The sequence below is a fragment of the Halostella pelagica genome, assembly GCF_004762015.1.
GTDB lineage: Archaea > Halobacteriota > Halobacteria > Halobacteriales > Natronoarchaeaceae > Halostella > Halostella pelagica.
On record NZ_SJES01000005.1, the window covers coordinates 25,389 to 50,633 of the forward strand.

The window sequence follows — 25,245 nt, forward strand, 5'->3', positions numbered from 1 at the left end:
GGTCAGTCGTCCACCGGCGCGGTCGCGTCCGGCGGTTCGAGGTAGTGACAGCCGACGGACTCCCCGTTCTCCGCGGCGGCGCGGGCGACGAGCAGGGCCGTGACACTGGCGTTGCGTAGTTCGTACAGATCCCGAGCGGTTCGGGTGCGGACGTAGGCGTCGACCTCCCCTTTCAGCCGCCGGAGGACGGCCGACGCGCGGCGGAGGCCATCCGGCGTCCGGCGGATACCGACCTGCTCTTCCATCACGCGACGGAGGCGAGTGAACTTCTCGTCGGCGAACCGTTCCGGGAGGTCCGGGTCGCTGTCGAGCAGTTCGGGCGGTTCGCTTTCGATTATCTCGTTTCCGACTGCCGCCTCGCCGGCGCGGAGGCCCCACACCAGCCCTTCGAGGAGGCTGGTGCTTGCAAGGCGGTTCGCGCCGTGGACGCCCGTCCGCGCGCACTCCCCGACGGCGAAGAGGCGGTCGAGGCTGGTTCGGCCCCGGTCGTCCACGTCGATGCCGCCGCAGAGGAAGTGTTCGCAGGGGGCGACGGGAATCCCGTCGGTCCAGTCGACCCCGCGTTCCTCGCACTTCTCGGCTAGATCCGGGAACTCCCCGGCGAAGTCGAGAGGGGACACGTCAAGGATTACTTCCCCCGTTTCCGTGCGTTCGGCGTCGACGGCGCGGGCGACGACGTCGCGAGGGGCGAGTTCGGCGTCCTCGTGGTAGTCGGGCATGAATCGCTCACCGTCCCCGTTGCGGAGGTGCGCACCTTCGCCGCGGACGGCCTCGCTGACGAGGAACGTGCCGTCGCTCCCCGTTTCCCCGCTTTGCGTCTCGCGGCCAGCGTACGCCGTCGGGTGGAACTGCACGTACTCCATGTCAGCCACGTCGGCCCCGGCGAGCGCCGCCATGGCGAGGCCGTCACCGGTCGCGCCGGGCGGGTTCGTCGACCGCCGGTAACACGCGCCGATCCCACCCGTCGCCAGCACCGTCGCTCCCGCGAACGCCGGTTCTCCGCCCGGTTCGCTGTCCAGTAGCGCGCCGTGAACGCGGCCTTCGTGCGTGATCAGATCGAGCGCGGCCGTGTCCTCGCGGATCCGGATCCCGTCGTGCTCGTCGAGGTAGTGGAGAAACGGTCTGAGAAGGTGTTCGCCGGTACTCGCGTCGACGTGGAGGATCCGGGACGCCGAGTGGCCCGCCTCGCGGGCGAAGTCATAGCCCGCACCGGACGTGTCGAACTCGACACCGAGCGTGTCGACCAGGACATCGCTGACGGCCGCGGGCGCGTTCTCGACCAGCACGTCGACGGCGTCTGCGTCTGCCGTGTCCGCGCTCGCGGCGAGGATATCTTCCGTGAACGATTTGGGGTCGCCCCGGGTGGTGGCGATACCGCCCTGGGCCCAGTCCGTGCTGGCACCGTCCGGTCGCTCGGCTTTCGTGACGACGAGGACATCGGCCCCCTCACGGGCCGCGGCGAGCGCCGCGCTACAGCCCGCTATCCCGCTTCCGACGACGAGGACGTCCGCGGTGGTCGGGTCAGTCATGCGATGTCGAGCATCCGGTCCATGGCCAGTTCGGCCAGTTCTTTCTCGGCCGGCGCGACCTCGATGACGTTTCGCTCCCGGCCCGCGACCAGTTCCTCCAGCACCCACGTCAGGTAGTTGGGGTCGATCTGGCGCATGGCGTTACAGTCCATGCAGGCGTCCCCGCAGAGGGGGACAACGTTCACTTCGGGGTGCCACCGCTGCAGGTGGTTCGTCAGGTGGATCTCCGTCCCGATGGCCCACGTCTCGCCGGGGTCGGCGTCGGCGACGGTCTCGCAGATAGTCGCCGTACTCCCGGCCTTGTCTGCCGCTTCGACGACTTCGCGGCGGCACTCGGGATGGACGATGGCTTTCGCGCCGTTGTACTCCTCGCGAACCGCCTCGATGTGTTCGACGCGGAACCGCTCGTGGACCTGACAGTAGCCGTCCCAGAGCACGATGTCGCTGTCGGCGACCGTCGCCGCGTCCTTGCCGTCGGGGTCCCAGGGGTCCCACTCCGCGATGCTGTCTTCCATCCCGAGTTCGTGGGCGGTGTTCTCGCCGAGGTGCTTGTCCGGGAGAAAGAGCACGGTGTCGCCTTTCTCCAGCGCCCACTCGAACACGTCAGGGGCGTTCGACGACGTGCACACCGCGCCGCCCTGCTCGGCACAGAAGGCCTTCAGGTCGGCGTAGGAGTTCATGTACGTGATCGGGACGATGTCGTCGTCTGGTGCCGCTGCGGTTATCTCCGCCCAGGCCGAATCGACCTGAAGGGCCTCGGCCATGCCGGCCATCGGACACGACGCCTCCATCGACGGGAGGATCACGGTCTGGTCGTCGTCGGTGATGATGTCCGCGCTCTCAGCCATGAACGTCACGCCGCCGAAGACGACGTATTCGGCGTCAGCATTGGCCGCCTCAACCGATAGCTGATAGGAGTCGCCGACGAAGTCGGCGTGCTCGACTATCTCCCGGCGCTGGTAGTTGTGACCGAGGATGACCACGTCGTCGCCGAGCGTCGAAAGCGCCGCCTCGATACGCTCCGTTCGTTCGTCTGATTCGAGTTCCCGGTACTCCGGCGGTAGCTGTTCGAGATTGTCGTACTTGAACAGACTGAGGTCGGTTTCGATGTCCGCAGTTTCCATTTCCGGCATTGGTTGGATCCTATGGGTTATCCTATGTCGGTAGTGCGTATTGAAAAAATTTTGTGTTCAAACACGGTGAGTATGACACACAGTAGTAGGTGAACCGAACTCCGAGTGGATTTGATCGGTGATACTGCCGTTTCGAAGTGTGCTATTTGTTGTCGTGCGTCATCGAAACTGCAGTGTCGACGGCGGACGACACCTCGACGAACGTGTACACGGACACGACGGCGCTGAGTATCACGAGGCCGGCATAGTACCCGTCGACGCTGTTTGCCGCCGCTATCATGATGAGGCTCACGCTAAAGGATTCGAAGAACTTCCTGCTGTGCGAACGATCCCGCGACGGTACCGCGCCGCCGTGATGGAGCGCGCAGTACGCGCTTCCTGCGACGCCGAGAAAGAGCGCAATATGGTACGCGACGTTGACATCGACACGGAGCGAAAGGCTAACCGCCGCTGTGGCGAGGACGACTGATATCGAAAGCGAGAGGAACTGACTCTCCCGGAACGGTCGGCGAGCACGTCGGTACGATCGGCGGATTGGCCGGAGGGCGCGTTCGAACATATACCTGCGTAGAATCTTCCGACAGTAATTCGTTCGGAAATATTCGCACGCGCTGTACGCTGTCTCACTCGATATCCGGCACGTCTAGCCGATCCCGCGGACGGCGTTCTCACGATCTCACGGCGGCCGGTCACTATCTGGAACCACGACACTCGCGGCGTCCCCGTGGGCTACTGCCCGGTCTGGGGATCGTCTGCGGGGGAAGCCATCGCCTCGGCGGAGGTCGAGAGCATCACGAGGAGGCCGACCGCGACGACGGTCGCCATCCGGACGACGGCGTCGTGGAGCGCGGGCGTGTCTGCGGCGACCAGGCCCATGAGCAACATGAGTCCGAACGCCCGGACGAACCCACGGGAGAACGTCCAGTGCGCGTCCGGATAGCCGTAATGCAACGAGTAGTACGTCGTTCCTGCGACGCCGACGAACAGCGTCACGAGCAACGTCAGGTCGCGAACCCTGACGTGGAGCGCACCGTAGTCGGCCGCAAGGCCGGTGAGCGTTGCGATACCGAGAGCGAGGGCGCGACTGTCGCGGACGGGGCGGAGGGCGCGGGGGGACATGCGTTCCGATGATGGAGGGGCAGAAAATAATCCTTGTGGAGTCAACGGGCGTCGTACACGACTTCCCCGTCGACGACCGTCGCGACCACGCCGATCTCACGGACGGCGTCCTCATGCTCCCACGGCGACCGGTCGAGAACCGTGAAGTCGGCCGCCGTGCCGACCTCGATCGTTCCCAGGCGGTCCTCGTCGAATCCGGCGTAGGCCGCGCCGCTCGTGTATGCACAGAGTGCGTCAGTCACGGACACGCGCTGCTCGGCGTTCGATGCGTTGACGGCGTGATGGACTCCTTCAAGCGGGCCGAACGGCATCACGTCGCTTCCGAAGGCGACGGGAATATCGGACTCGACGAGGCGACCGAGACGGTTCGACCGGTCCCGTCGCTCACGGCCGAGGCGCTGGTCGTACAGTCCGCCGTCGTCCGCCCAGCGGTGGAAGTTCGGTTGGACCGACGCGACGATCCCCGCCGCTTCGATCCGTTCGATCTGCTCGTCCGTCGCGAGTTCGAGGTGTTCGATCCGGTGGCGCGCTTCCGCCGGATCGCCGGTCCCCTCCAGCGCAGACAGGGTTTCCTCGATGGCGGCGTCACCGATGGCGTGGATCGTCGCCTGCATCCCGGCGTCGGACACCTCGTCGACGAATTCGCGGAGTTCGTCGGGGTCGACGACCCACTTGCCCGTCCCTTCGTCGTCCGCGTACGGTTCGAATAGCTTCGCCGTTCGGCCGCCGATGCTGCCGTCGGTGAACGATTTGATCCCGCCGGTTCGAACCATCTCGCTCCCGTGGTTCGTCCGCAGACCGACCTCCCGGACCGCGTCGAGGTGGTCGCTCCAGTAGTTGATCCGAACCCGGAGGTTCAGGTCGCCGGCGCTGTCGAGTTCGCGGTATGCCCGCGGCGCGTGCGAGTCCCGAACCATGTCGTGAACGCCGGTCACGCCGAGTTCGTGGGCGCGGTCGCGCGCCGCGGCGATCAGTTCTCGCGTCGCCGCGGGTCCCGGCGCGAACGCGTCGCGGACCGCCTCGACGGCGTCCTCGACGACGACGCCGGTCGGTCGTTCTCCGTTAGTCACCACGTCGTCGTCGGGCATCGCCCCGGAGAGTCGGTCGAGCGCAGCCGAGTTCAGTGACGCCGTGTGCATGTCCACCCGGACGGCCGCGACGGGGCGGTCCTCGCTGACTGCGTCGAGATCCTCGCGTGTGAGATAGCCCTCGTCGGCCCAGTCGCTCTCGTCGTAACCGAACCCGAGTATCCACTCGCGGTCGTCGCGAGCCCCGTCGGCCAGTCGTTCGACGGCGTCGTCCTTGCTTTCGGTCCCCGCGAGGTCCGCGTGGACCGCGTACTTCCCGACCTGTTCCATGTGGGTGTGGGCGTCGACGAACCCGGGGAGAACGACCGCGCCGTCGAGGTCGACGACGGTCGTCTCGACCCCTTCCAGGAACTCGACCTCGTACTCGCTGTCGACTCTGACGATCTCTCCGTCCCGAACCGCGACCGCCCCCGCGGTCCGGTCCGGGTCGGTCAGTGTGTGTACCTCCGCGTTCGTGAGTATCAGGTCCGCGGCCTCCGTCATACGAGCCAGAGCGCACGGCGAGAGCAAAACGGTTGGGGTAGTGGGCGCGGTCAGCCCCGCGCCGACCGGTAGAACGCGACCGCCGCTGCGGCGACGACCGCGAGGAGGTACGCCACGCCGACGGCGAACTCGCCGAGGTCAGCGCCCCCGGCGAACGCGGCGTCCATCGCGACCGCGACCGGGACGTTCCCGGGGAGCGCGGCCGCGCCGTCCGGGGCGTCCCGTGCGAGCGGATTCTGGAACAGGAAGAGGTCGGCGAGCGTGCCGAACAGCACGAGGTAGACGCCCGCCATTCGGCTCAGCACGGCCCCGGCGAGCGTGCCGAGCGCACCGTAGACGAGCGCCGCGAGCAGGGTGGCCGCGGCGAACCACCCGAGGTGGTCCGGGGTGAACGTCGTGAGCGCGACGGCGACCGCGACGGCGCTGACCGCGGTCGCGACGACCGATAGCTGCCCGAGGCGAGCGAGGACGACCTCCGTCGGCCGGTAGCCCGCGGTGACGAGGCGGGCGTCAGCGTCGGCGCTCGACGACAGCAGGAACAGGCCGGCGACGCCCGCCGCGAGGGCGGCGGCCATCGGCGTCATCAGCGCCGCGAACGTCTCGGGCATGCCGGCCCGGACCGCGCCGTCCCCGAGGTAGAGCGCCGCCGATTCGTCCGGTGCGAGGCGGGCGAACAGCCCGACGGAGTAGGCCGGGAGCGCGAGAAACAGCGCCAGCAGCACAGGCGTCCGACGGTACTCCCGCAGGCCGGCCCGAGCGGCGGCGACAACGCGGGTCACGCTGGCTCACCCCCCGCGACGCGGACGTAGGCGACGAAAGCGAGCGCGAGCAGGACGGCGGCGTAGGCGACGCCGCCGAGCGCGTGGTGGGTCGGGACCGTCCCCTCGGTCACGGCGGCCTCGAACAAGGCGTGCGGGTGATACAGCGGCGCGACCTGTGCGACGGTCCCGCCCACGTCGAGAACGCCGCTGGCGAGCACGTTGTCGAAGTCCACGAGAAACACGAGGACGAGCGACCCCTCCAGTTGCCGGGGCAAAAGCGCGCCGACGAGGACGCCGAACAGCCCGTACACGAGCGCTCCGAGCGCCAGCGCACCGAACGCGGCGAGCGGCGCGGCGACGTCGACGGTCCGGGCGAGCGCGGCGAGCGAGACGGCCGCGGCGACAGCAGCGACAGTTGCCATCGTGACCACGCGCGCGCCGAGCAGGCTCGCGCGCCCGGCCCCGCAGCGGTGGAGCCGTTCGTCGGTCCCGCGCGCGGACACCGCCTGAAACAGCCCGACGAGTCCCGCGAGGAAGGCCGCGGCGAACAGCGCACCGATTATCCGCCCCGTAGTTCCGGGGTCGCCCGTCGTCCCCGGAAGCGCCGGGAACGACGCCATCGCCTCCCCGTACACCTCGACGACGACCGGCGGGAGGACGAGCAAGAGCGCGGCCGTCGTCGGCTCCCTGACGAACTCCAGCAGGCGCAACCGCGCCCCGGTGCCGAACGCGCTCACTGTTCCTCCTCCCGGTGGAGCCGACCGTCGCGCAGTTCGTAGATCCGGTCGAACCGCTCGCGCTCGTTGATCAGGTGCGAGATGACCGCGATGGCCGTGTCTCGCTCGACGAGAGACTCGCTAAGCTCCCAGAACGCAAGGTACGTGTCCCAGTCGAAGCCGGTGTAAGGCTCGTCGAGCAACAGCACGTCCGGGTCGTGCATCAGCGCGACGCTGAGGTTCACCTTCTGACGGTTGCCGCCGGAGAGGTTCCGCACCTGATAGTCGAGGAACCGCTCGAAGTCCAGCCGCGACGCGAGGCGCTCGCGCGCGTCAGCGACGGCGTCGCTGTCCATCCCGTAGGCCTCGCCGAACAGGTCGAACGTTTCCCGCACGGTGAGCCGGTCGTACAGCAGGCTCTCCTGCGGGCACCAGCCGACGGTTCCTGCGCGCTCGACGACACCGTCATCGGCGTTCAGCGTCCCGACGAGCACCTTCATCAGCGTCGACTTCCCGCTCCCGTTCTCCCCGACGATGCCGACGATCTCGCCCGCCGGGACCTCGATGTCCGCGCCCGTCAGGACCTCGACCCGGTCCGTAAAGGGGAGCCGCGACCCGTACGACTTCTCGATCCCCTCGGCCCGAAGCGGCACGTCAGCGTCCGTCGCGGCGTCGCCCTCGACACTGGTTTCGCACGATTCGCCGTTCGGCCTCACGGCGGCACCTTCTATATTCGGCATTTACCGAATATTTCGAAGGAAACGTATTAGTCCTTACGACCGCGATTAGATCACGATGACCGAACCCGAAGGGGACCCGGCGAAGGGACGGGAGACAATCGTACAGGCGATGGAGCGGAGTGCGGAGCTGTACGGGCTTCAGCGGAGCTACGGCCGACTGTACGGACTGCTCTTTTTCGCGGATGAACCGCGGTCGCTCGACGACCTCACGGAGGAGAGCGGCTACGCGAAGTCGACGGTCAGCACCGCGATGAGTGCGCTAGAGCGGTACCACCTGGTCCACCGCCGGTCGATGCCCGGGGAGGGCAAGCGGGCGTACTTCGAGGGCGAGACGGACTTCTGGCGCGTATTCCAGGAGTTCCTCCGCAATCAGGTGATGCACGAAGTGACGATCATGAGCCGTGCGCTGGAGGAGGCCGAAACCGAACTCGAAGCCGCCGACACGGAGAAGGCCAAGCGCGACCTGGAGAAGGTCCGCCGGTTGCAGTCGGTGTATGACAGGAGCGAGACGCTGGTCGACGCGCTGACGAGCAACTCGATCGACCGACTCGCCGACCTCGTTGGGCGCCTGGGCCGCGAATGAGTCACTCCGGCCGGCGTGAAGTAGAAAACGTTAGGCCGGCCCCGCGACGAACGGCGGACATGGACGACCCCGACACGCTCGCCGACCGCGTCCGCGAGGGCGACCTCCGTCTGCACGAACTCGACGACCACGCCGACCCCGAGACGGCCGCCGCCGTCCGGCGCGAGATAGTCGCCGCCGAGACCGGCGTCGACCTGGAGTCAGTCGGCGACTACGGCTTTGAGGCGGCCGAGGCCGAATCCGCCATCGAGAACATGGTCGGGGGTGCACAGATCCCGATGGGAGTCGCCGGCCCGGTCCCGGTCGACGGGAGTGCCGCCGACGGCGAGTACTATCTTCCGATGGCGACTACCGAGGGTGCGCTGGTCGCGAGCGTCAACCGGGGCCTCTCTGTGATCAGCGAATCCGGCGGCGCGACGGCCCGCGTCACCAAATCGGGAATGACTCGCGCGCCCGTGTTCCGCGTCAACGGCGTCGCCGAGGCGAGCGAGGTCGTCGAGTGGGTCGCCGACAACGCCGACGCGCTCCGCGAGGCGGCGGAATCCACCACCAGTCACGGCGAACTTGAGGCCGTGGACCCGTACGTCGTCGGCGACTCCGTTTACCTCCGGTTCGTTTACGACACCAAGGACGCGATGGGGATGAACATGGCCACCATCGCGACGCGCGAGGCCGCGGGCGTCGTCGAGGCGGAGACGCCCGCCGACCTCGTTGCCCTGTCGGGGAACCTCTGTTCCGACAAGAAACCCGCCGCCGTCAACGCCGTCGAGGGGCGCGGCCGCACCGTAACGGCGGACGTCCTGATCCCCCGCGACACGGTGGCCGACCGCCTCAACACCACGCCCGAGGCTATCGAGGAGGCCAACACTCGAAAGAACCTCGTCGGCAGCGCCAAGGCCGGTAGCCTGGGATTCAACGCCCACGCCGCCAACACCGTCGCCGCCGTCTTCCTCGCGACGGGACAGGACGCCGCGCAGGTCGTCGAAGGGGCCAACGCCATCACGACCGTCGACGTGCGTGGAGAGGTCTCCGCGAGCGGAGACTCGGCAGAGCGGAGCTCTGACGGTGGGTTGTACGCCAGCGTCAGCCTCGCCAGTCTCGAAGTCGGGACCGTCGGCGGCGGGACGAAACTACCGACCCAGGCCGAGGCTCTGGACGTGCTCGGCCTCCGCGGCAGCGGCGACCCCGCCGGGGCGAACGCCGACGCACTCGCGGAGGTCATCGCCGCCGGCGCGCTCGCCGGCGAGCTATCGCTGCTCGCCGCTCTCGCGTCGCGTCACCTCTCTAGCGCCCACGAGGACCTGGGCCGGTAGCGACCACTTTCACCGGCGACGCGATGCGGGTTTTCACTACGAATTCCATCAGCCGCGGGCATCGACCTGTCTCGTGCCTGTTCAGTCTCACAGACGACTACTTTCACTTTCACTACGCACCCCTGGCGGGCGCTTATTCTCGCCGTCCGTGTAGACCCGGATGGCGTCCGACCGCCACACCGGCGGGCGTCCCCATCACTATGACAGAGAACTCTCACAGCGACGACCAGCGCCCGGTCTCTTTCGCCAGGCGGTGGCTCAGAGTCGCGAAGCTACTGCTGACCGTGATCGTACTGCTCATCGGCATCCTCGAATCGCTGGGGTTGCTGTGACCGCAACCGGATTCGTCTCCGCGTCCGTGCCGCCGCCGCCGTCGCGAGAACCGGCGTCTTGCAGTTGAGGCCTAGCGCCGACGAGAGCGCTTCCCGACTCCCGGCGACCGCTCCGCTGGCGGTTCCGGGGCGGCCCGGTCCCGTTCGGCCGCTACAGTAGTCGGTACTCTCCCCGCGACTCGCTCACCTTGCCGCGCCGGACGAGTTTCTCCAACGCGTCGCGGACGTACGTCTCGGGAACGCCGCGCTCTCCCGCGTACTCGACGACTTCGTCGGCTGTCGGTCGATCCAGGTCTCGCAGCGCCGACAGCACTGTCTCCTTGCGGCTCTGGCTCCCGCCGGCGCGCCCACTCTCGGCGCGTTCGGCCGCGCCGGCTACCTCGTCCGTGTCGATGCCGGCGCGCTCCAGATACTCGTCGTCGTCCATCCCGGCATCGTCTACCCGGTCGTCGAGTTCGGCGAAGGAGTCCACGTTCGCGAACGCCTCGCCCTCGTCCTGTCGGTTCGCCAGCATCGACGCGCGAACCTCGCGGGCGTGGTCCTCATCCTCCGTGCTGACGAACTCCCGTAGCGCGGGAAACCGGTGGCGCGTTCCACAGCGGGGACACTGCGACGTGTCCGGTCGCCCTTCGACGATCCAGAGGGCGCTACAGTCGCTACACCCGACGACGGCGTACATGCCCGGGTCTACGTCTCCCCGCGTGTTGAACGCACCGACACCCGGTTTTTGGACTATGCTGAGACTCGGGTTTCGCACTACATCGACCCCGGATTTCATACTCTGCCGTCTCTCAGTCACATCCTCTCCGTCCCGCTCGAACGGCGTCCCGAGGGCGTATCGGGCGAAAGCTTAGGTGGGGTTCCTCCGTACGACGGGTCATGGAACGTGTTGCCTTGGCGGACCGCGACTCGACGGAGGCAGTCGACGGCGTTCATCTGTCGCTGCTCGCCGGCGGCGAGAACATGAACGTACAGCACTTCGACATCGAACCCGGCGCGACGGTGCCGGCACACAGCCACCCCCACGAGCAGACCGGCTACATCGTGGACGGGACGCTCGTCTTCGTCCTGGAAGACGGCGAGGAGATAGAAGTCGGTCCGGACGACTCCTACGCCATCCCGGGCGGAGAGACCCACGCGGCGGAGAACCGCGGGGACATCCCCGTACGCGGAGTCGACATCTTCAGTCCGCCGCGGGAGAACCCCGACTGGCAGGACTAACCGCTCGTACTGACGGACGCTGTTTTCCCGTTCGACAGTCCGGCCGTGTGGCCGTCACAGCGACTTGACCATCTTCACGTGTGGGATGCCGGCCTCCTCGAACTCCTCGCCGACGCGCTCGTAGTCGAGACGGTCGTAGAACGGGGCCGCGTGCGTCTGTGCGTGGAGCGAAACGCGGTCGTAGTCCCGTTGCTCCGCGACCCGCTCGATCACCTGCATGATCTCACTGCCGTACCCCTCGCCGCGCTCTCGGTCCAGTACCGCCACCCGCTCGACCTTGGCCGTGTCGTCGTCCGTCTCGCGAAGCCGAGCGGCCCCCACCGGGTCGCCGTCGAGGTACGCGACGAAGTGGATCGACTCGTCCTCGTACTCGTCGACTTCCAGAGCTTCGGGGACGTCCTGTTCCTCGACGAACACGTCGTACCGTACGTCGAGGGCGTCCTCGTACTGCCTGTCCGTCCGGACGACTCGCACGTCGAACCCGTCGTGTGCGTCCGCATCCTCGTGCATCGGTCCGGCGTTGACACTCTGCCGTTGAGAGCGTTGCGGACGACAGACGGACCGAGAAGCGTTCGAAAGCGTCTCGACGCCGACGGACGCCGCGGGCGTCTGACTACCCGAAACGGCGTCCCCGACAGCTTCTCGGTGTTCCAGCGGTCGAGCCGCCAGCGGACGAGAACCCCTCTAGGAGAGCTTCTCGATGTTTTCGCGGCTTCGCCGCGAAAGTCAGAGCGACTCGTTATGCGAGTCGCTCTATATTCTCGCAGATCGCGTCGGCGTACTCGTCGGTACCGAGTTTCTCGCCGCCCTCTATCTGGCGTTCGAGGTCGTAGGTGACCTTGCCGGAGGAGATGGTCTCCTCGACGGCGTCGTGCAGGAGGTCCGCGGCCTCGTCCCAGCCGAGGTAGTCGAACATGAGACGGCCGGAGAGGATCAGCGCGGTCGGGTTGGCCATGTTCTGGCCGGCGCGCTTGGGCGCGGAACCGTGGACCGGTTCGGCGAGCATGCGGGCCTTGCCGAAGTTCCCGCCCGGCGCGATGCCGAGACCGCCGATCTGGGCACCTGCGGCGTCGGAGAGGTAATCGCCGTTAAGGTTCGGCATCGCCAGCACGTCGAACTCGTCGGTGCGTAGCTGCATCCACTGGAGCATCGCGTCGGCGAGGCGCTCCTCGACCATGACGGCGTCCTCCGGGATGTCGACCTCGTCCTGTTCCTCCCAGAGGGAGTCGGGAGCGGCGAAGACCTCGTCGTCGGGGTACTCCTCGTCGGCGACCTCCATTCCCCAGTCGCCGAACTGGCCCTCGGTGAACTTCATGATGTTGCCCTTGTGGACCAGCGTGACCTTGTCGCGGTCGTGTTCGATGGCGTAGTCGATGGCGCGACGAACCAGGCGCTTGCTGCCTTTCTCGGAGATCGGCTTGATACCGATGCCGATGGGGCCGTCGTGCATCACGTCGTCGAAGTCCATCTCGTCCTCGACGAAGTCGCGGACCTGCTCGACCTCGTCAGTGCCGGCCTCCCACTCGATGCCGGCGTACACGTCCTCAGTGTTTTCCCGGAACGTGACCATGTCCATCTCCTCCGGCGCTTTCATCGGTGACGGGACGCCGTCGAGGTAGTACGTCGGTCGGACGTTCGCGAAGAGATCGAGCGTCTGTCGCAGTGCGACGTTCAGCGAGCGGTAGCCGGCACCGACGGGCGTCGTCAGCGGGCCCTTGATCGCGACGCGGTGTTCGCGGATCGCTTCGACGGTCTCGTCGGGCAGGTTCACGTCCTCGCCGTAGCGGTCGCGAGCGCTCTGACCGGCGTAGAGGCGCATCCAACTGATGTTTCGACCGGTCGCCTCGGCGGCCGCGTCGAGTACTTTCCGCGCTGCGGGAGCGACGTCCTGTCCGATACCGTCGCCGTGAATAATCGGGATGATCGGGTCGTCAGGGACGTAGATCTCGTCGTTTTCTTCGTCCTCGACCTCGATCTTCTGTCCCGAGTCCGGGACTTCGACCTTGTCGTAGCTCATAGCGTTTCAAGGGAGCATTGACGCCAACAAAAGACCTGCCATTTCGCGCGTCGGTCAGGATCCCCGGCGTATCGGGGGACTGCGACTCGTTACTCTCTGCGTAACGATCCTTGACGCCCCCACATCTCGTGGGTCATCTCTCCCGCGTTCCGAGTATCGCCCGGAGTTCGGTCCACCCGTTTCGGTAGATCACCGCCGGCTCGGCCGGGTCCCGAAAGCCGGACCGCCGCCGAACGAAGCACCGCATCTATAGGGTCGCCCTTCCGAGAAGACGGCATGCAGGTCATCGTCCACGGAGGTGCGGGCGCGAGTCCCGACGACCCGCAGGCGCGACAGAACGTTCTCGACGAGGCAGCCGCGACCGGTGCCGACGCCACGTCCCCGCTCGACGCGGTCACGGCGGCGGTTCGAGTGCTCGAATCGAACCCGCGGTTCAACGCCGGCGTCGGTGGCGCTGTCCAGTCGGACGGCGTCGTTCGGACCGACGCGGGACTCATGACCAGCGACCGAGCGGTCGGGGCGGTGTCGTCGCTCCCCGGCGTCGAACACGCCGTCGACGCGGCGCGCGTCGTTCTCGACGAGACGCCGCACGTGCTGGTCAGCGGTGACGAAGGGGTTCGACTCGCCGCGGACTACGGCGTTGAGACCGACTGTGACCTCTGGACCGACCGGACGCGCGACCGCTGGGCCGAACTCGCTCCGCCCTCGGGCGGCCCGGCAGAGCATCTCTCGTGGCTCGCCGACCGTTTCGACCGAACCGACGCCGACGGTCGAGAGTCGGACTCCGCGGCGTCGAACGTCGCCGACACGCCACAGGACCACGATACGGTCGGGGCCGTCGCGCGTCAAGGGAACCGGCTCGCCGCCGCAACGTCGACGGGCGGTCGCTGGCTGGCGCTCGCGGGCCGCGTCGGCGACGTTCCGCAGGTCGGAAGCGGGTTTTACTGTGCACCCGCCGGCGGGGCCAGCGCGACCGGTGCGGGTGAAGACATCGCCCGCGTCACGCTCGCGCGGCGCGCCGTCGACCGCCTCGAACGCGGCGACGATGCGGCGACTGCCGCGGACCGTGCGATCGAGGCCTTCGGGGAACTCACGGGCTCCGACGCTGGCATCATCGTTCTCGGCCGCGACGGGAGCCTCGGCTCCGCGTTCAACAGCGACGCGATGCAGACCGCGACTGCACGCCGATAAAAAAGCTACGACGGACCGGTCAGGCGACGAACGCGGCGGTTCGCTCAGTCACCGCGAAGGCGCTCCCGTCCGTCTCGTTGTCGTCGCTCGTCTCGTTGTCAGCCGTGGACTCGTTGTCCATCGTTTCGTTGTCTCCCATGGTCTCGTTGTCGGCCGTCTCGTTATCGTCGGCTAACGTGTCTTCAGTCTCGTTGTCCTGCTGTGGACCCTGATTCGGCGTCTCTTCCTCTTCGCCGTTCTGGATGTCGGCTATCCCGACGTTGTTGAACACCGAGTGGTTACTCGTGTTCACCGACTGGACCCACTCGCCGGACAGGAAGTCGAGTTCTTCTATCTGGATGGTGACGTTCGTGGTGTTCCCCGCCTCGACGGAGCTGAGTTTGCTGTCGTAGGTGCTCCCGCCGAGTTGGTACTGGACGAAGTTACCGATGCGCTCGTCAGTCGGATTGAGTACGGTGACGGTCACGTTGTAACTGTCACCGATACTGACGCTGTCCGGCAGGTTCGCATCGATGATCACTAGACTGTCGAAGTTATCACCGAAGTTGACCGTCTGATTTGCGGCAGTCGCCTGCTCGACGGACACGGTTTCGACCGTCATGTTACTGATAGTCACCTGCTCGACGTCGGGCTCCTGCATCTGGACACCCTCGTCGGTCGCGTTATCCTGCATGCCGCCGTCCGTCTCGTTGTCGGACTCGTTGTCCTCCTGCGCGTTGAACGCGGCCGACACGTTAGTGGTGTTCGACTCGTTGTCGCCCATGGTCTCGTTGTCCATGGTTTCGTTATCCATGGTTTCGTTGTCGGCCGTCTCGTTGTCCATGGTCTCGTTATCCATGGTTTCGTTGTCCATGGTCTCGTTATCCATGGTCTCATTGTCGGCCGTCTCGTTGTCGGCCGTATCAGACACGTTGATCTCGACATCTGTGGCCGCCTCGCCGCCGCCGGCTTCGAGCTGGGGCGACGTGATCGTCTCGACGGACATGGACTGTATCGTCATCTCCGTAACCGACATCTCCTCGATGACGAGTTCACCGATGACGCGAGCGTCGTCTGACTGCTGGCTCGCGTTGTCCTCCTGGACGTTGAACGCGGCCGACGCGTTGGTGGTGTTCGACTCGTTGTCGCCCATGGTCTCGTTGTCGGCCGTCTCGTTGTCCTCCATACCGGTGTCAGACTCGTTGTCCATTTCGGACTCGTTGTCGTCCATGGTCTCGTTGTCCTCCATTCCGGTGTCGGACTCGTTGTCCATCGTCTCGTTGTCAGCGGTCTCGTTGTCGGCCGTTTCGTCGTCTGCCGGCTGACCGAAGATGCCCGTCTGGTCGTCCTCGACGGACAGCTCCTCGATGGTCAGCGTCTCAACCGTGAGCTCTTCGATGGTCAGGTCCTGGACGACCAGTTGCTGGCCATCGGCGGCCGCACCGTCGTCAGTTTCGTTGTCCTGCATGCCGGTTTCGTTGTCGGCTGTCTCGTTGTCGGCCGTCTCGTTGTCCTGCATACCGGTGTCTGACTCGTTATCCATGGTCTCGTTGTCGTCCATGGTCTCGTTGTCAGCCGTCTCGTTGTCCTGCATACCGGTGTCGGACTCGTTGTCCATCGTTTCGTTGTCAGCAGTTTCGTTGTCCTCCTGGACGTTGAACGCGGCCGACGCGTTCGTGGCGTTCGACTCGTTGTCCATCTCGGACTCGTTGTCGCCGAGTAACGCTTCGCCATCGGACTCGTTGTCCATCGTTTCGTTGTCGGCGGACTCGTTCGCCGCTGTGTCGTTCGCGGCGCTGGTCTCGACCTGATCGCCGAATACCTCACGCAAGGTTTCCTCTTCGCCGCTCACCTGTTCGAGCGTGACGTTTTCGAGCGACAGCTGTTCGAAGGTCACGTTCTCGAACGTGGCGTCCGTGAACGCGCGGTCGCTAGTGCGCAACTGTTCGACGTGCAACTCCTCTATCGTCGCGTTGTGGACCGTCACGTTCTGGAGCTGGAGCTCCTCGACGGTGACGTCCTGGAGAACGACTCCATCGTCCTGCACGTTCTCCGTCGCGTCGCCGTCTGTTGTGGGTGTACCGATCGCTCCCACCGGCGCGGCGGAGAGCGAAACCATGACTGCGAGAATCACAGCCAGTGTCGTTTGCTTTTTCATACTCTGGCCTCAGAGACTTCGACAACGCCCCAAATAAACGAGCGAGGCCGTTCCGCTCTGTTTTCGTTCTCCAACGCGTCTTAACGGTGTTTGAAGCTCTATACGCGGTTTTCGTCGTTTTCACGGCGAGCGGTATACAGTGCTTTGTAATCTGACGAACCGCCGTACTGCGATACGTAAAATGGCGCAAAACGTTCACGGCGAGTTCGTTGGCTCGCCGTCGTTTCCTGCGGTCGTGTTGCACGTTAGCGCCCGCCTCTGCGACGATCTTCCCTGTGGTGATCTCCTTCAAATACGCTTGCCTCCCGTACAAAGGCGCTGTTAGACCCTTCATGTGAGCTCGACTAGAGGCGTGCGTTACACGGGTTCGAGCCGGTGAGAGCCGGCGACCGCACGTAACGAGACGCAACCTCTTTCTGCCGGTCCGGTCTACATGTGGCCATGGCAGAGAACGACGTGGACCTCGACGCCGAGAAGTACGAGAAACATCGCGAGGCCGGCGAGATACTCGCCCAGGTCCGAGCGGAAACTGCCGAACGCGTCGAGGTCGGTGCGTCCCATTTAGAGGTCGCGGAATTCGCGGAGGAGCGGATCCGAGAACTCGGCGGCGAACCCGCGTTCCCCGTCAACATCAGCGTCGACGAGGAGGCGGCACACGCCACCCCCAGCGTCGACGACGACACTACGTTCGGGGAGGAGATGATCAACCTGGACATCGGCGTTCACGTCGACGGATGGCTCGCCGACACCGCCGTAACCGTCGACCTCTCGGGACACGACGAACTCGCCGCGGCGAGCGCCGAGGCATTGGACGCTGCGCTGGATCTGGTCGAACCGGGCGTCGAAACCGGGGATATCGGCGCAGCGATAGAGGAAGTCATCGACGGGTACGGGTTCAACCCCGTCGTCAACCTGACCGGTCACGGCCTCGGTCACTGGGAGCAACACACCTCCCCGAACATCCCGAACCGCGCGGTGTCACAGGGTGCGACGCTATCTGTCGGTCAGGTCGTCGCGATCGAACCGTTCGCGACCGACGGATCCGGGAAGGTCAACGAGGGGGCCGACGAGGAGATCTTCGCGCTGGAACGAGACGGCTCGATCCGGAATCGGCAGGCGCGACAGGCGCTGGAGCAGATCAATGAGGAGTTCAAGACGCTGCCGTTTGCGACCCGATGGCTGGACACGGGACGCGCGGGGATGGCTCTACGTCGGCTGAAGGCACAGGATATCGTCCACGGCTATCCGGTCCTGAAAGAAGACGACGGAGCGTTAGTGAGCCAGAAAGAGCATACTGTCATCGTGACGCCGTCCGGCTGCGAGGTTACGACGCGTTAAGCGTTGTTCATCCGCTGGCTGGAGCGCTCGCCGCACCGCTGACATTCGGCGACGCGGTACGGTTCTCGGGAGAACTCGGAGTTTTCCTCTTTGAGGCTTTCGGTCTTGATCTGAACTGAAACCTCATGGAGCGTGTCGGTTTCGCAATCGTCGCAGTGTTCGGTTATTCCGTCAAATGAGTCGTCAGTCGTTGCCATCGGTACTTATTCCTGAGAGCCGAGGCTAACATAAAAGCCTTACTTCGTTCGACGCTGTTTGAACTGTTCAACTCTCTATATATGGTAGTTTCATGCAGTAATACCCGGTGATTCTCTTATACCGTACGCCGGTAGCTTCGAAGCGCTTTGGACTCGAAAAGTGACACTCGACCTGTAGGTACGAACTTCGAACCCGTACGTGAAGGACATATCACACTTGGAACTGTTACATCCGATCGCACGCAGTCGTACGAGCGAGTGTGTGATGGGTTTCAAGCGCTACTATACCCGCCGGCTATACCTGTGTGTGAACCGCTGTGGCGATACAGAGCCCTCTTCACTGACACTGATAGGGGCACGTCAACGACGGATTCCGTCAGGACCGGCCCGCCAGCTAGCTGAACCGGAGGAATCTACCAGTACGACTACAGCCGATGATATAACTGACCGGCGTTCTCAGAGCAAGGCATGGATCAGGTGTTCGCACCGTGGCGGATCGAGTGGGTCGAACGAAACGCGAACGACACTGCGGTCGAGGACTGCGTCTTCTGCGAACTTCCGGAGTGGGACGACGAAGAAAACCTGCTCGTTGCACGGAGCGAGCGCGCGTACGTCCTGTTGAACAACTATCCGTACAACCCCGGCCACGTGATGGTCATTCCGCATCACCACACGGGTGCGTACGGTGATCTGTCGGAGGAGACGCTACTGGACCACGCCGGGTTGAAACAGCGAACGTTCGACGCGTTGACGGAATCGTTCGATCCGGACGGCTTCAATGCAGGCTTGAACCTCGGGGACGGCGCGGGGGGATCCGTCGATGACCACCTTCACACCCACGTCGTACCGAGATGGGAGGAAGACACCAATTTCATGCCGGTCATTTCTGACACGAAAGTGATTGTCGAGGCGCTCTCGGAAACCTACGACCGTCTGCACGCCGCGTTCGCCGACCAGAAGGGGACGACCGTCCCCGACGAGGGAGCGGTCCGGATCGATCAGCCGGTACGTCCTTAAGTGATTCCTCCGTAGCCAAACCCGATGAACCGCGGCGCGGCGCTTCGCAAAGTCGGGATCGTTGTCCTCGTCGCCAACCTGGGGCTCGCGCTTCTCAAGGGGGTCGTCTGGTACTCGACCGGGAGTCTCGCCGTCGGATCCGAGGCCGTCAACAGCCTCGCGGACTCGGCGTACAGCCTGGTCGTGCTCGCCGGCCTCTATCTCACCACACAACCGCCGGACTTCGAACACCCGCACGGCCACGAGCGGATCGAACCGTTCGTCTCTCTGTTCATCGCCGCCGCCATCTTCGTCGTCGGCGGACTCGTCCTCTACAACGCCGTTTCGGAGGTACTCTCCGGCAGCGTCGTCGTCACCAGAGGCTGGAGCGCCGGCGCGGTCCTCGCCGGCGCGGCGGCGACGAAGTTCGTCCTCTACCGCTACTGCCTGCGGGTCGCCGACGAGAACAACTCGCCCGCCGTCAGGGCGGCGGCCCTCGACAACCGCAACGACATCCTCACCGCGACCGCGGCGCTGATCGGCGTGGCGGGCGCACAGGCCGGCTACCCGCTCCTCGACCCTGCCGCGGCCACCGTCGTCTCGTTCGGTATCCTCTATACGGGCGTCGAGATCGTCCGGGACAACGTCAACTATCTCGTGGGGGCAGCGCCGTCCGAGGACCTCCGCGCGGAGATAGTCCGCCGGGCGATGGACCACCCCGACGTTCAGGGCGTCCACGACGTCATCGCCCACTACGTCGGTCCCGAGATAGACGTCAGCCTCCACATCGAGGTCGAGGGCGACCGAACGCTACGCGAGGCACACGCCATCGAAAGCGCCGTCATCCAGTCTATCGAGGAGCTACCGTCGGTCGACGACGTGTACGTCCACGTCGACCCGAAAGAACTCGGCGAGTGGAAGGACGACGAGGCCGCAGAGGACCTGCTTCAGTACGTTAACGGGAAAGAGTGAACTGACGCCTCCCCGTCGGCGTGACGTCCGTACCGCGGTCAGCGCTGTCTATCGGCACACGCGCTCCTGTCGGATCGGGAATAAACCTCCGTCTGCTTTCTTCCGATTCCCCAAGCGTTTGACTTCCGTCGCGTTGTAGCCCGTTCGGATGGATCACGTGGGACTTGCCCTACCGCTTCAGATACGGCTACTCGACCGCTTCTGGCGACGATACGGGACCCTGATCTCGGGTATCGCGGAGTTCACCGTCTGGTTTCTGGCGGTGTACGTCCTCGGACGGTACGTGATCGAACCCGCTGTCGCGGGGCTGTTAGACGCCCGGAACGCCGATCCGACGTACGCCTCGGCGCTCCAGCGGGTCGTCCGGGTCGCCGTCCTCGCCGTCGCCGTGATGCTCGCAGCGACGTTCGCGGGGTTCAGCAGGGTGATCGGGGGGTCGGCGGTTATCGTCGCTGCGCTCACTGTGGCACTCGGATTTGCGGCACAGGACGTCATCGGAAATCTCGTCAGCGGCGCGTTCATCGTCACCGACCCGAAATTCAACATCGGCGACTGGATCCGATGGAACGAGCGCGAGGGCGTCATCGACGATATCTCCTTTCGCGCGACTCGCGTCCGCACGTTCGACAACGAGATACTCACGGTGCCGAACTCGGAGCTCACGACGACCGCGGTGACGAACCCGGTTCTCACCGACCGTCTCAGGCTCCAGTTACCGGTGGAGGTGAGCTACGATGACGACCTTGAGGCCGTCTCGGCGCTGCTCACGGCGGAAGCGGGGGCTCATCCGGAGATCCTCGAACGGCCCGCTCCCTCGGTCCGCCTGACGGAGTTCGCGGACAACGGCGCGGTGCTTTCGGTGCGGGTGTGGATCGCCGACCCGGCACGGTCCGACTACGTTCGCGTCCGGTCTGAGTTCGCTCGGCGGGTGATCGACCGGTTAGACGACCACGACGCACAGCTCAGCCCCCCGTCGGAGCACGAACTGTCCGGAACTGTCGGGCTGGACCGCGGTGAGGACGGCGGACAGTACGGTGACAAAGAGAATTAAACCGGGTCGGCCAGCGCGTACACCGTATTGTGGCCTGTCACTTCGACGTCGACGAAGTCGCCGACCTCGAAGTCGTACTCGGAGGCCTCCTGAACGATTATCTGGCGGTACGCGCCGTCGCGGCACTTCACGGAGTCGCCGGTGCCGTCCTCGACGACCAGCACCTCGCGTGTCGTACCGACGAGTTCGTCGTACGCCTCGGCGACGATGTCTCGTTTGAGTTCGGACATCTCCTTCGAGCGGTCCTTCTTCGTCTGACCGCCCAGGCCCTTCATGTCGTCGGCGTCGGTGCCCGGCCGCTTCGAGAAGCGGGTAACGTTGACCTTCTCGGGGCGGATCTCTCGGAACAGCGCCATGCTCTGCTCGTGGTCGCGGGCCGTTTCGCTGGGGAACCCGACGATGAAGTCCGTCGACAGCGTCCAGTGGTCGAGCCGCTCGTCGAACGTCTCCACGACCTCGACGAACTCCGACACCTGGTGTTGACGGCGCATGTCGCCGAGAACGTCGTTGGAGCCGCTCTGGACGGGCGCGTGGATGAAGTTGTACAGCTTCTCGTTCTCGGCGAACACCTCGGCGAGTTCCTCGCGGATGCCGTGGACCCCCTTCGGGTTCGCCATGCCGACGCGCACCCGGAAGTCGCCCTCGATGTCGCAGATGCGGTCGAGTAGGACGTGGAGCTTGCGCTCGCCATCGTCCCAGCCGTAGACGCCGGTGTCCTGGCCCGTGATACGGATCTCTTTCGCGCCGGCGTGGACCAGCGCGCGGGCCTTCTCGACGTTCTCGGAGACGGGCGGCGAGTCGATCTTTCCGGTCGCCTGCTTCGTAATGCAGTACGAGCAGTCGCTCATGCAGCCGCGAGCGATGGGGAGGATGCCGACGACGCCGTCGATGACGGGGTCCGTGCCGCTCTCGGGCGTCGGGCACTCGCCGTTGCGGATCGCCGTCGGGACGTCGTCCCAGTGTAGTACCTGTGCGTCGACGCCCGCTTGCTCGAACTCCTCGCCCTGCGCGAGGGCCATACACCCGGTGACGATGAGGTCGGCTGTTTCGTCTTCCAGTTCCTGCGCCCGCCGGAGCATGTTGTGTTCGGTCTTCTCGACGACCGTACAGGTGTTCATGATGGCGACGTCCGCCTCGTCGGGTCCGTCGACCGGTTTGTGGCCCGCGTCGCGGAGCTTTCGCTCTATCTGACGGCTCTCTCCGCGGTTCGACGTACACCCGTACGTCTCGATGTGGTAGCGGGCCATTCGCTTGTACCGACTTACGGTCCAGCGGTCAAAAGCGCGACGGATTCCGGGCACTGACTATTATCGGACTGTCAGTCTCCGGTGTGCTCTCGATTTCCTGCACCCGTCGCCGGTTTCTCGTAGCGGGGCCCCTGACGACTGGCACGCTCGCGGGATGTGCGACCGACCCTTCCCGTTCTCGTCCGCATTCCCCGCCGGCGAAGCGGTGTATGCTGTCGCGATGCCGGCGGACGGCCCGCAGTGCCTGGTCGCCAGAGAGTGAACGGATCCCGTGATACGGCCCGTCCATGGCGGTTGTTACGGCACGGCACCGCCGAAACCAAGTCGGTGGAGTTATCATTCGAGAGGTCTCAGGTATGAATACATATGGTTGCATATAGCCGTGCGGCTCTCACCATCGGCCTCGTCGTCCTTCTCGTGACGGGGCCCGTGGGTGCAGTCGCGACGGGACAGTCCCCCGGCATTGCCTCGAACGGCATGCAGGAGGACGATTCGAGCGGTTCGGCTGACGACGTGTACGTCGAGGACGACGGCGACGCCGTCCTGGTGTATCGGAACAATGAGAGCGACTCTACGGCCAACGGCCACTTCGGTGCGGACCTCTCGGAAGGGCTGTTCCACGTGTTTCTCAACGATACGATCGAGGACCAACCCGAGAACGACTTCACGGGCAACGCCTCGTTCGTACTCGGACCGGAATCGATGTCGGGCGACGGCGCGTTCTCGATGACCAAGCCCGAGACGCTCGAAGACCTGACGGTCGACGCGTCCGTGACCCAGACCCGCGAGGAGTCTTCAGGGTCGGTGGCACTCGACGCCACGGTCCTCGACGAATCCGGCCAGAGTAGTTCGTCGTTCGAATCGGTCTCGACCGAGGGGTCGATGACCACGACCAGTTCGCAGTTCTCGACCGAGGGGTCGGCGACCGCGACGTTATCCGAGGAGCAGTCTCTACCGAGTAGCTCCCAGATGAACCACGAGTTCACGCTGCAAGAGACCGACGAAGCGTACGTTCTCACCGCCGCCCAGGACTACGCCGTCGGTATCCGGGACGTGGACAACTGGTCGACCCGAGCGAACGCGACCCGGACCCTCGAATCCGAGTTCGAGACGACCGCCCGCGGGCTCGACGGAGACGCTTCGGTCACCGTCGACTCCTACTCGTTCGACGCCGAGACGAACCGCCTCGACATAGAGTACACCGTCGAGTTCACCGGCGTCGACGAAGCCGTCTCAGAGCAGCTTACGGCCTCGCTTGCCTCGTCTCAGGACCTGGACCTCTCAGAGAGCGAGGCGCGCGACCTCGCCGACCGTATCCAGTCCGTCGAACTGACCGAACTCTCGGGGTCGGTCGACGTACAGGCACGACAGGCGAGTACGAACTGGAACGTTCAGATCGACAACTACGACGAGGCCGCCGCGGCGACGTTCGACATCCTCGAAGCGACCGAGATGAACGCCTCTCAGGCGGATCTAGAGGAGTCCCGCAGTCAGTTCGAAGCTATGCAGGCCGCGGACCTCAAGCAGACGATGAACTGGAACGGGTCGCTCTCCGTGCAGTCCGACGACACGGTAACGATGCAGTTCGACGCGGAGTACGCGACCGAGAACTGGCAAGCGTACGTCAGTGAACTCGAGGACCGCGACGTCGAGTGGCCCGGCGACACCACGTTCGAAACCCACGTGGAAACAGAGGACGACGAACTGACCGCGACTGCCTCGGCGACGTTCAGTCAGGAGGGCCTCGTGGAGAACGCTATCGACGGCATGCTGCAGGAAGCAGACACGACGAGCGGTCCGGGTGAGGACAACGAGCAGGCCCGGGCGTTCCTCCAGTCGTTCCAGCGGTCCGAGTTCGAGCGGGCCAAGATGGACGTCTCCGCGACCGAGGACACCGTCACCGTCGAGGCCGCGACTAGCTTCGATAACGTCTCCGCGTTCCGCGACGTGATGAACGAGGCGTACGGTGACGACCTCGTAGTTACAAGCGCCTTCGGCGAGTCCCAGGACGGTGAAACCGTCACGTACCTCCGGGTCGCCAACGCGGTCGACTCCGACGCCAACGAGTCCGACGTGCGGGCGCTCTCGCCGGTCGGCGACGACACCGAGGTTCACATGCCCGACGACTGGGACCAGTCCGAACGGACGTTCCCCGAGATGAACACCACGGAAGCGAACACCTTCCTCGGTCTCGACGATGATGGCGGGGACGACGACAGCGAGGACGACGACGCCTCGTCCTCGTCGCTGCCCGGCTTCGGCCCGGCCGTCGCGCTGGTCGCTCTCGTCGCGTTCGCGCTCTTTGCCGGACGCCGTTCCGCGTGACCGGGCCGGCTTTCACCTCGCGACCGCTGTAACGGCCGCTATTCCTTCTCGAAGCCTTCGACGATAGCGATGCCGCTACTCGCGCCGATCCGGTCCGCGCCCGCCTCGAACATCGCGGCCGCCCGCTCGTAGTCGCCGATACCGCCCGAGGCCTTGACCGGAAGGTACTCGCTCATCGTTTCGACGTCTTCGATCCGTGCGCCGCCGTCGGCGAACCCCGTCGACGTTTTCACGAAGTCGGCGTCGGCGTCGACAGCCGCCTCGCAGGCGCGGCGGAGTTCGGCCTCGGAGAGCAGCGTCGCCTCGACGATCACCTTCACCGGAACCGGAACGGCGTCGACTATCCCCGCGAGCTCGCTGCTGACTGCGTGGGTCTCGCCTGACTTCAGTCGACCGACGTTCAGCACGACGTCGAGCTCGTCGGCCCCATCCTCGTAGGCGGTCACTGCCTCCTCTCGCTTGATGCTCGGTTCGTGCTGGCCGTGGGGAAATCCGACGACCGTCGCGAGCGTCACGTCGGGTGTGCGCTCGGCCGCCGTGCCGACGTAACAGGGCGGGATGCAGGCGTTCATCCCGTACTCGGCGGCCTCGTCCAGTACCTGTTGGACGTCCGCCGGCGTCGTCTCAGGTCCCAACACCGTGTGGTCGATCCGCTCTGCGAGCGTCGCGCGGTCCATACCGGGCCCTCGCCCGCTCACACAATAAGTCCGGGGACCGAACCGGACGGAAGCTGTTATCGAAGTATCATTTATTCGA

General features: G+C 65.3%; 25 protein-coding genes. 10 read left to right on the forward strand and 15 right to left on the reverse strand.

What is annotated here, in order from left to right; translation table 11 throughout:
- Positions 1-2 precede the first annotated feature (2 nt).
- The 8 genes from EYW42_RS12605 to EYW42_RS12640 all read right to left on the reverse strand — a co-directional run bounded on the left by EYW42_RS12605 (position 3) and on the right by EYW42_RS12640 (position 7,569).
- A complete protein-coding gene (locus EYW42_RS12605; protein ID WP_135535649.1) occupies positions 3-1,529 on the reverse strand; it encodes an L-aspartate oxidase in 1,527 nt (508 codons plus the stop codon).
- The gene (gene nadA / locus EYW42_RS12610) at positions 1,526-2,662 is read right to left on the reverse strand and encodes a quinolinate synthase NadA (protein ID WP_135535650.1); all 1,137 of its coding nucleotides are present in this window, start codon (positions 2,660-2,662) and stop codon (positions 1,526-1,528) included. The genes EYW42_RS12605 and nadA overlap by 4 nt, the downstream gene beginning before the upstream one ends.
- Positions 2,663-2,804: 142 nt before the next feature.
- Complete coding sequence (locus tag EYW42_RS12615; protein ID WP_135535651.1) at positions 2,805-3,221, reverse strand: hypothetical protein; 417 nt, start codon at positions 3,219-3,221, stop codon at positions 2,805-2,807.
- A gap of 170 nt (positions 3,222-3,391) precedes the next feature.
- Complete coding sequence (locus EYW42_RS12620) at positions 3,392-3,781, reverse strand: hypothetical protein (protein WP_135535652.1); 390 nt, start codon at positions 3,779-3,781, stop codon at positions 3,392-3,394.
- Positions 3,782-3,822: 41 nt separating this feature from the next.
- Positions 3,823-5,352, reverse strand: coding sequence for an amidohydrolase (locus tag EYW42_RS12625; protein WP_135535653.1), 1,530 nt, complete (start codon positions 5,350-5,352; stop codon positions 3,823-3,825).
- Positions 5,353-5,402: 50 nt separating this feature from the next.
- Positions 5,403-6,131, reverse strand: a complete 729-nt coding sequence (locus tag EYW42_RS12630) for a hypothetical protein (protein WP_135535654.1) — start codon at positions 6,129-6,131, stop codon at positions 5,403-5,405.
- Complete coding sequence (locus EYW42_RS12635) at positions 6,128-6,850, reverse strand: hypothetical protein (protein WP_135535655.1); 723 nt, start codon at positions 6,848-6,850, stop codon at positions 6,128-6,130. The genes EYW42_RS12630 and EYW42_RS12635 overlap by 4 nt, the downstream gene beginning before the upstream one ends.
- The gene (locus EYW42_RS12640; protein ID WP_135535656.1) at positions 6,847-7,569 is read right to left on the reverse strand and encodes an ABC transporter ATP-binding protein; all 723 of its coding nucleotides are present in this window, start codon (positions 7,567-7,569) and stop codon (positions 6,847-6,849) included. The genes EYW42_RS12635 and EYW42_RS12640 overlap by 4 nt, the downstream gene beginning before the upstream one ends.
- 55 nt (positions 7,570-7,624) lie before the next feature.
- Between EYW42_RS12640 and EYW42_RS12645 the strand changes: the two genes are divergently transcribed.
- The 3 genes from EYW42_RS12645 to EYW42_RS20350 all read left to right on the forward strand — a co-directional run bounded on the left by EYW42_RS12645 (position 7,625) and on the right by EYW42_RS20350 (position 9,797).
- A complete protein-coding gene (locus EYW42_RS12645; RefSeq protein ID WP_135535657.1) occupies positions 7,625-8,152 on the forward strand; it encodes a GbsR/MarR family transcriptional regulator in 528 nt (175 codons plus the stop codon).
- Between the two features lie 59 nt (positions 8,153-8,211).
- On the forward strand, positions 8,212-9,465 hold the full coding sequence (gene hmgA / locus EYW42_RS12650; RefSeq protein WP_135535658.1) for a hydroxymethylglutaryl-CoA reductase (NADPH): 1,254 nt from the start codon (positions 8,212-8,214) through the stop codon (positions 9,463-9,465).
- 200 nt (positions 9,466-9,665) lie between these two features.
- The gene (locus EYW42_RS20350) at positions 9,666-9,797 is read left to right on the forward strand and encodes a hypothetical protein (protein WP_259371294.1); all 132 of its coding nucleotides are present in this window, start codon (positions 9,666-9,668) and stop codon (positions 9,795-9,797) included.
- A 151-nt stretch (positions 9,798-9,948) separates the two neighbouring features.
- Here the strand turns inward: EYW42_RS20350 and EYW42_RS12655 are convergent, their stop codons facing one another.
- Entirely contained in the window at positions 9,949-10,476 is a 528-nt protein-coding gene (locus tag EYW42_RS12655) for a DUF5817 domain-containing protein (protein ID WP_135535659.1), read from the reverse strand.
- A gap of 200 nt (positions 10,477-10,676) precedes the next feature.
- Here EYW42_RS12655 and EYW42_RS12660 point away from each other — a divergent pair, with 200 nt between their 5' ends.
- The gene (locus tag EYW42_RS12660) at positions 10,677-11,018 is read left to right on the forward strand and encodes a cupin domain-containing protein (protein ID WP_135535660.1); all 342 of its coding nucleotides are present in this window, start codon (positions 10,677-10,679) and stop codon (positions 11,016-11,018) included.
- A 54-nt stretch (positions 11,019-11,072) separates the two neighbouring features.
- Here the strand turns inward: EYW42_RS12660 and EYW42_RS12665 are convergent, their stop codons facing one another.
- Together EYW42_RS12665 and icd are read right to left on the reverse strand one after the other, a co-directional pair.
- Positions 11,073-11,528 carry a GNAT family N-acetyltransferase gene (locus tag EYW42_RS12665; protein ID WP_135535661.1) on the reverse strand — a complete coding sequence of 152 codons (456 nt, stop codon included), beginning with the start codon at positions 11,526-11,528 and terminating at the stop codon, positions 11,073-11,075.
- Positions 11,529-11,757: 229 nt separating this feature from the next.
- The gene (gene icd, locus EYW42_RS12670) at positions 11,758-13,035 is read right to left on the reverse strand and encodes an isocitrate dehydrogenase (NADP(+)) (protein ID WP_135535662.1); all 1,278 of its coding nucleotides are present in this window, start codon (positions 13,033-13,035) and stop codon (positions 11,758-11,760) included.
- 276 nt (positions 13,036-13,311) lie between these two features.
- On the opposite strand from icd, the gene EYW42_RS12675 reads away from it, so the two are divergent.
- The gene (locus EYW42_RS12675; protein ID WP_135535663.1) at positions 13,312-14,226 is read left to right on the forward strand and encodes an isoaspartyl peptidase/L-asparaginase; all 915 of its coding nucleotides are present in this window, start codon (positions 13,312-13,314) and stop codon (positions 14,224-14,226) included.
- 19 nt (positions 14,227-14,245) lie between these two features.
- On the opposite strand, the gene EYW42_RS12680 is transcribed toward EYW42_RS12675, so the two are convergent.
- Complete coding sequence (locus tag EYW42_RS12680) at positions 14,246-16,363, reverse strand: hypothetical protein (RefSeq protein WP_135535664.1); 2,118 nt, start codon at positions 16,361-16,363, stop codon at positions 14,246-14,248.
- A 441-nt stretch (positions 16,364-16,804) separates the two neighbouring features.
- Here EYW42_RS12680 and map point away from each other — a divergent pair, with 441 nt between their 5' ends.
- Positions 16,805-17,701 (forward strand): type II methionyl aminopeptidase, encoded by an 897-nt coding sequence (map, locus tag EYW42_RS12685; protein ID WP_135535665.1) that lies wholly within the window; start codon positions 16,805-16,807, stop codon positions 17,699-17,701.
- On the opposite strand, the gene EYW42_RS12690 is transcribed toward map, so the two are convergent.
- Positions 17,698-17,898, reverse strand: coding sequence for a DUF7835 family putative zinc beta-ribbon protein (locus EYW42_RS12690; protein ID WP_135535666.1), 201 nt, complete (start codon positions 17,896-17,898; stop codon positions 17,698-17,700). The two genes, map and EYW42_RS12690, sit on opposite strands and share 4 nt — an antisense overlap.
- Positions 17,899-18,366: 468 nt before the next feature.
- Between EYW42_RS12690 and EYW42_RS12695 the strand changes: the two genes are divergently transcribed.
- From EYW42_RS12695 to EYW42_RS12705, 3 genes are all read left to right on the forward strand, one after another.
- Entirely contained in the window at positions 18,367-18,915 is a 549-nt protein-coding gene (locus tag EYW42_RS12695; RefSeq protein ID WP_135535667.1) for an HIT family protein, read from the forward strand.
- Between the two features lie 24 nt (positions 18,916-18,939).
- Positions 18,940-19,866, forward strand: a complete 927-nt coding sequence (locus tag EYW42_RS12700; RefSeq protein WP_135535668.1) for a cation diffusion facilitator family transporter — start codon at positions 18,940-18,942, stop codon at positions 19,864-19,866.
- Between the two features lie 148 nt (positions 19,867-20,014).
- Positions 20,015-20,917 (forward strand): mechanosensitive ion channel family protein, encoded by a 903-nt coding sequence (locus tag EYW42_RS12705; RefSeq protein WP_135535669.1) that lies wholly within the window; start codon positions 20,015-20,017, stop codon positions 20,915-20,917.
- On the opposite strand, the gene EYW42_RS12710 is transcribed toward EYW42_RS12705, so the two are convergent.
- The gene (locus EYW42_RS12710; RefSeq protein ID WP_135535670.1) at positions 20,914-22,164 is read right to left on the reverse strand and encodes a tRNA (N(6)-L-threonylcarbamoyladenosine(37)-C(2))-methylthiotransferase; all 1,251 of its coding nucleotides are present in this window, start codon (positions 22,162-22,164) and stop codon (positions 20,914-20,916) included. The genes EYW42_RS12705 and EYW42_RS12710 overlap by 4 nt on opposite strands.
- Before the next feature lie 366 nt (positions 22,165-22,530).
- Between EYW42_RS12710 and EYW42_RS12715 the strand changes: the two genes are divergently transcribed.
- Positions 22,531-24,489: a PGF-CTERM sorting domain-containing protein gene (locus EYW42_RS12715; protein ID WP_135535671.1), complete on the forward strand. Its 1,959-nt coding sequence runs from the start codon at positions 22,531-22,533 to the stop codon at positions 24,487-24,489.
- 38 nt (positions 24,490-24,527) lie between these two features.
- Here the strand turns inward: EYW42_RS12715 and deoC are convergent, their stop codons facing one another.
- Entirely contained in the window at positions 24,528-25,166 is a 639-nt protein-coding gene (gene deoC / locus EYW42_RS12720; protein ID WP_135535672.1) for a deoxyribose-phosphate aldolase, read from the reverse strand.
- Between the last annotated feature and the right edge of the window lie 79 nt (positions 25,167-25,245).

Bases quoted from the DNA above. Each gene is read 5' to 3' on its own strand.
- EYW42_RS12605 (WP_135535649.1), bottom strand. From the start codon at position 1,529: ATGACTGACCCGACCACCGCGGACGTCCTCGTCGTCGGAAGCGGGATA.
- nadA (WP_135535650.1), bottom strand. From the start codon at position 2,662: ATGCCGGAAATGGAAACTGCGGACATCGAAACCGACCTCAGTCTGTTC.
- EYW42_RS12615 (WP_135535651.1), bottom strand. From the start codon at position 3,221: ATGTTCGAACGCGCCCTCCGGCCAATCCGCCGATCGTACCGACGTGCT.
- EYW42_RS12620 (WP_135535652.1), bottom strand. From the start codon at position 3,781: ATGTCCCCCCGCGCCCTCCGCCCCGTCCGCGACAGTCGCGCCCTCGCT.
- EYW42_RS12625 (WP_135535653.1), bottom strand. From the start codon at position 5,352: ATGACGGAGGCCGCGGACCTGATACTCACGAACGCGGAGGTACACACA.
- EYW42_RS12640 (WP_135535656.1), bottom strand. From the start codon at position 7,569: ATGCCGAATATAGAAGGTGCCGCCGTGAGGCCGAACGGCGAATCGTGC.
- EYW42_RS12645 (WP_135535657.1), top strand. From the start codon at position 7,625: ATGACCGAACCCGAAGGGGACCCGGCGAAGGGACGGGAGACAATCGTA.
- hmgA (WP_135535658.1), top strand. From the start codon at position 8,212: ATGGACGACCCCGACACGCTCGCCGACCGCGTCCGCGAGGGCGACCTC.
- EYW42_RS20350 (WP_259371294.1), top strand. From the start codon at position 9,666: ATGACAGAGAACTCTCACAGCGACGACCAGCGCCCGGTCTCTTTCGCC.
- EYW42_RS12655 (WP_135535659.1), bottom strand. From the start codon at position 10,476: ATGTACGCCGTCGTCGGGTGTAGCGACTGTAGCGCCCTCTGGATCGTC.
- EYW42_RS12660 (WP_135535660.1), top strand. From the start codon at position 10,677: ATGGAACGTGTTGCCTTGGCGGACCGCGACTCGACGGAGGCAGTCGAC.
- EYW42_RS12665 (WP_135535661.1), bottom strand. From the start codon at position 11,528: ATGCACGAGGATGCGGACGCACACGACGGGTTCGACGTGCGAGTCGTC.
- icd (WP_135535662.1), bottom strand. From the start codon at position 13,035: ATGAGCTACGACAAGGTCGAAGTCCCGGACTCGGGACAGAAGATCGAG.
- EYW42_RS12675 (WP_135535663.1), top strand. From the start codon at position 13,312: ATGCAGGTCATCGTCCACGGAGGTGCGGGCGCGAGTCCCGACGACCCG.
- EYW42_RS12680 (WP_135535664.1), bottom strand. From the start codon at position 16,363: ATGAAAAAGCAAACGACACTGGCTGTGATTCTCGCAGTCATGGTTTCG.
- map (WP_135535665.1), top strand. From the start codon at position 16,805: ATGGCAGAGAACGACGTGGACCTCGACGCCGAGAAGTACGAGAAACAT.
- EYW42_RS12690 (WP_135535666.1), bottom strand. From the start codon at position 17,898: ATGGCAACGACTGACGACTCATTTGACGGAATAACCGAACACTGCGAC.
- EYW42_RS12695 (WP_135535667.1), top strand. From the start codon at position 18,367: ATGGATCAGGTGTTCGCACCGTGGCGGATCGAGTGGGTCGAACGAAAC.
- EYW42_RS12700 (WP_135535668.1), top strand. From the start codon at position 18,940: ATGAACCGCGGCGCGGCGCTTCGCAAAGTCGGGATCGTTGTCCTCGTC.
- EYW42_RS12705 (WP_135535669.1), top strand. From the start codon at position 20,015: ATGGATCACGTGGGACTTGCCCTACCGCTTCAGATACGGCTACTCGAC.
- EYW42_RS12710 (WP_135535670.1), bottom strand. From the start codon at position 22,164: ATGGCCCGCTACCACATCGAGACGTACGGGTGTACGTCGAACCGCGGA.
- EYW42_RS12715 (WP_135535671.1), top strand. From the start codon at position 22,531: ATGGTTGCATATAGCCGTGCGGCTCTCACCATCGGCCTCGTCGTCCTT.
- deoC (WP_135535672.1), bottom strand. From the start codon at position 25,166: ATGGACCGCGCGACGCTCGCAGAGCGGATCGACCACACGGTGTTGGGA.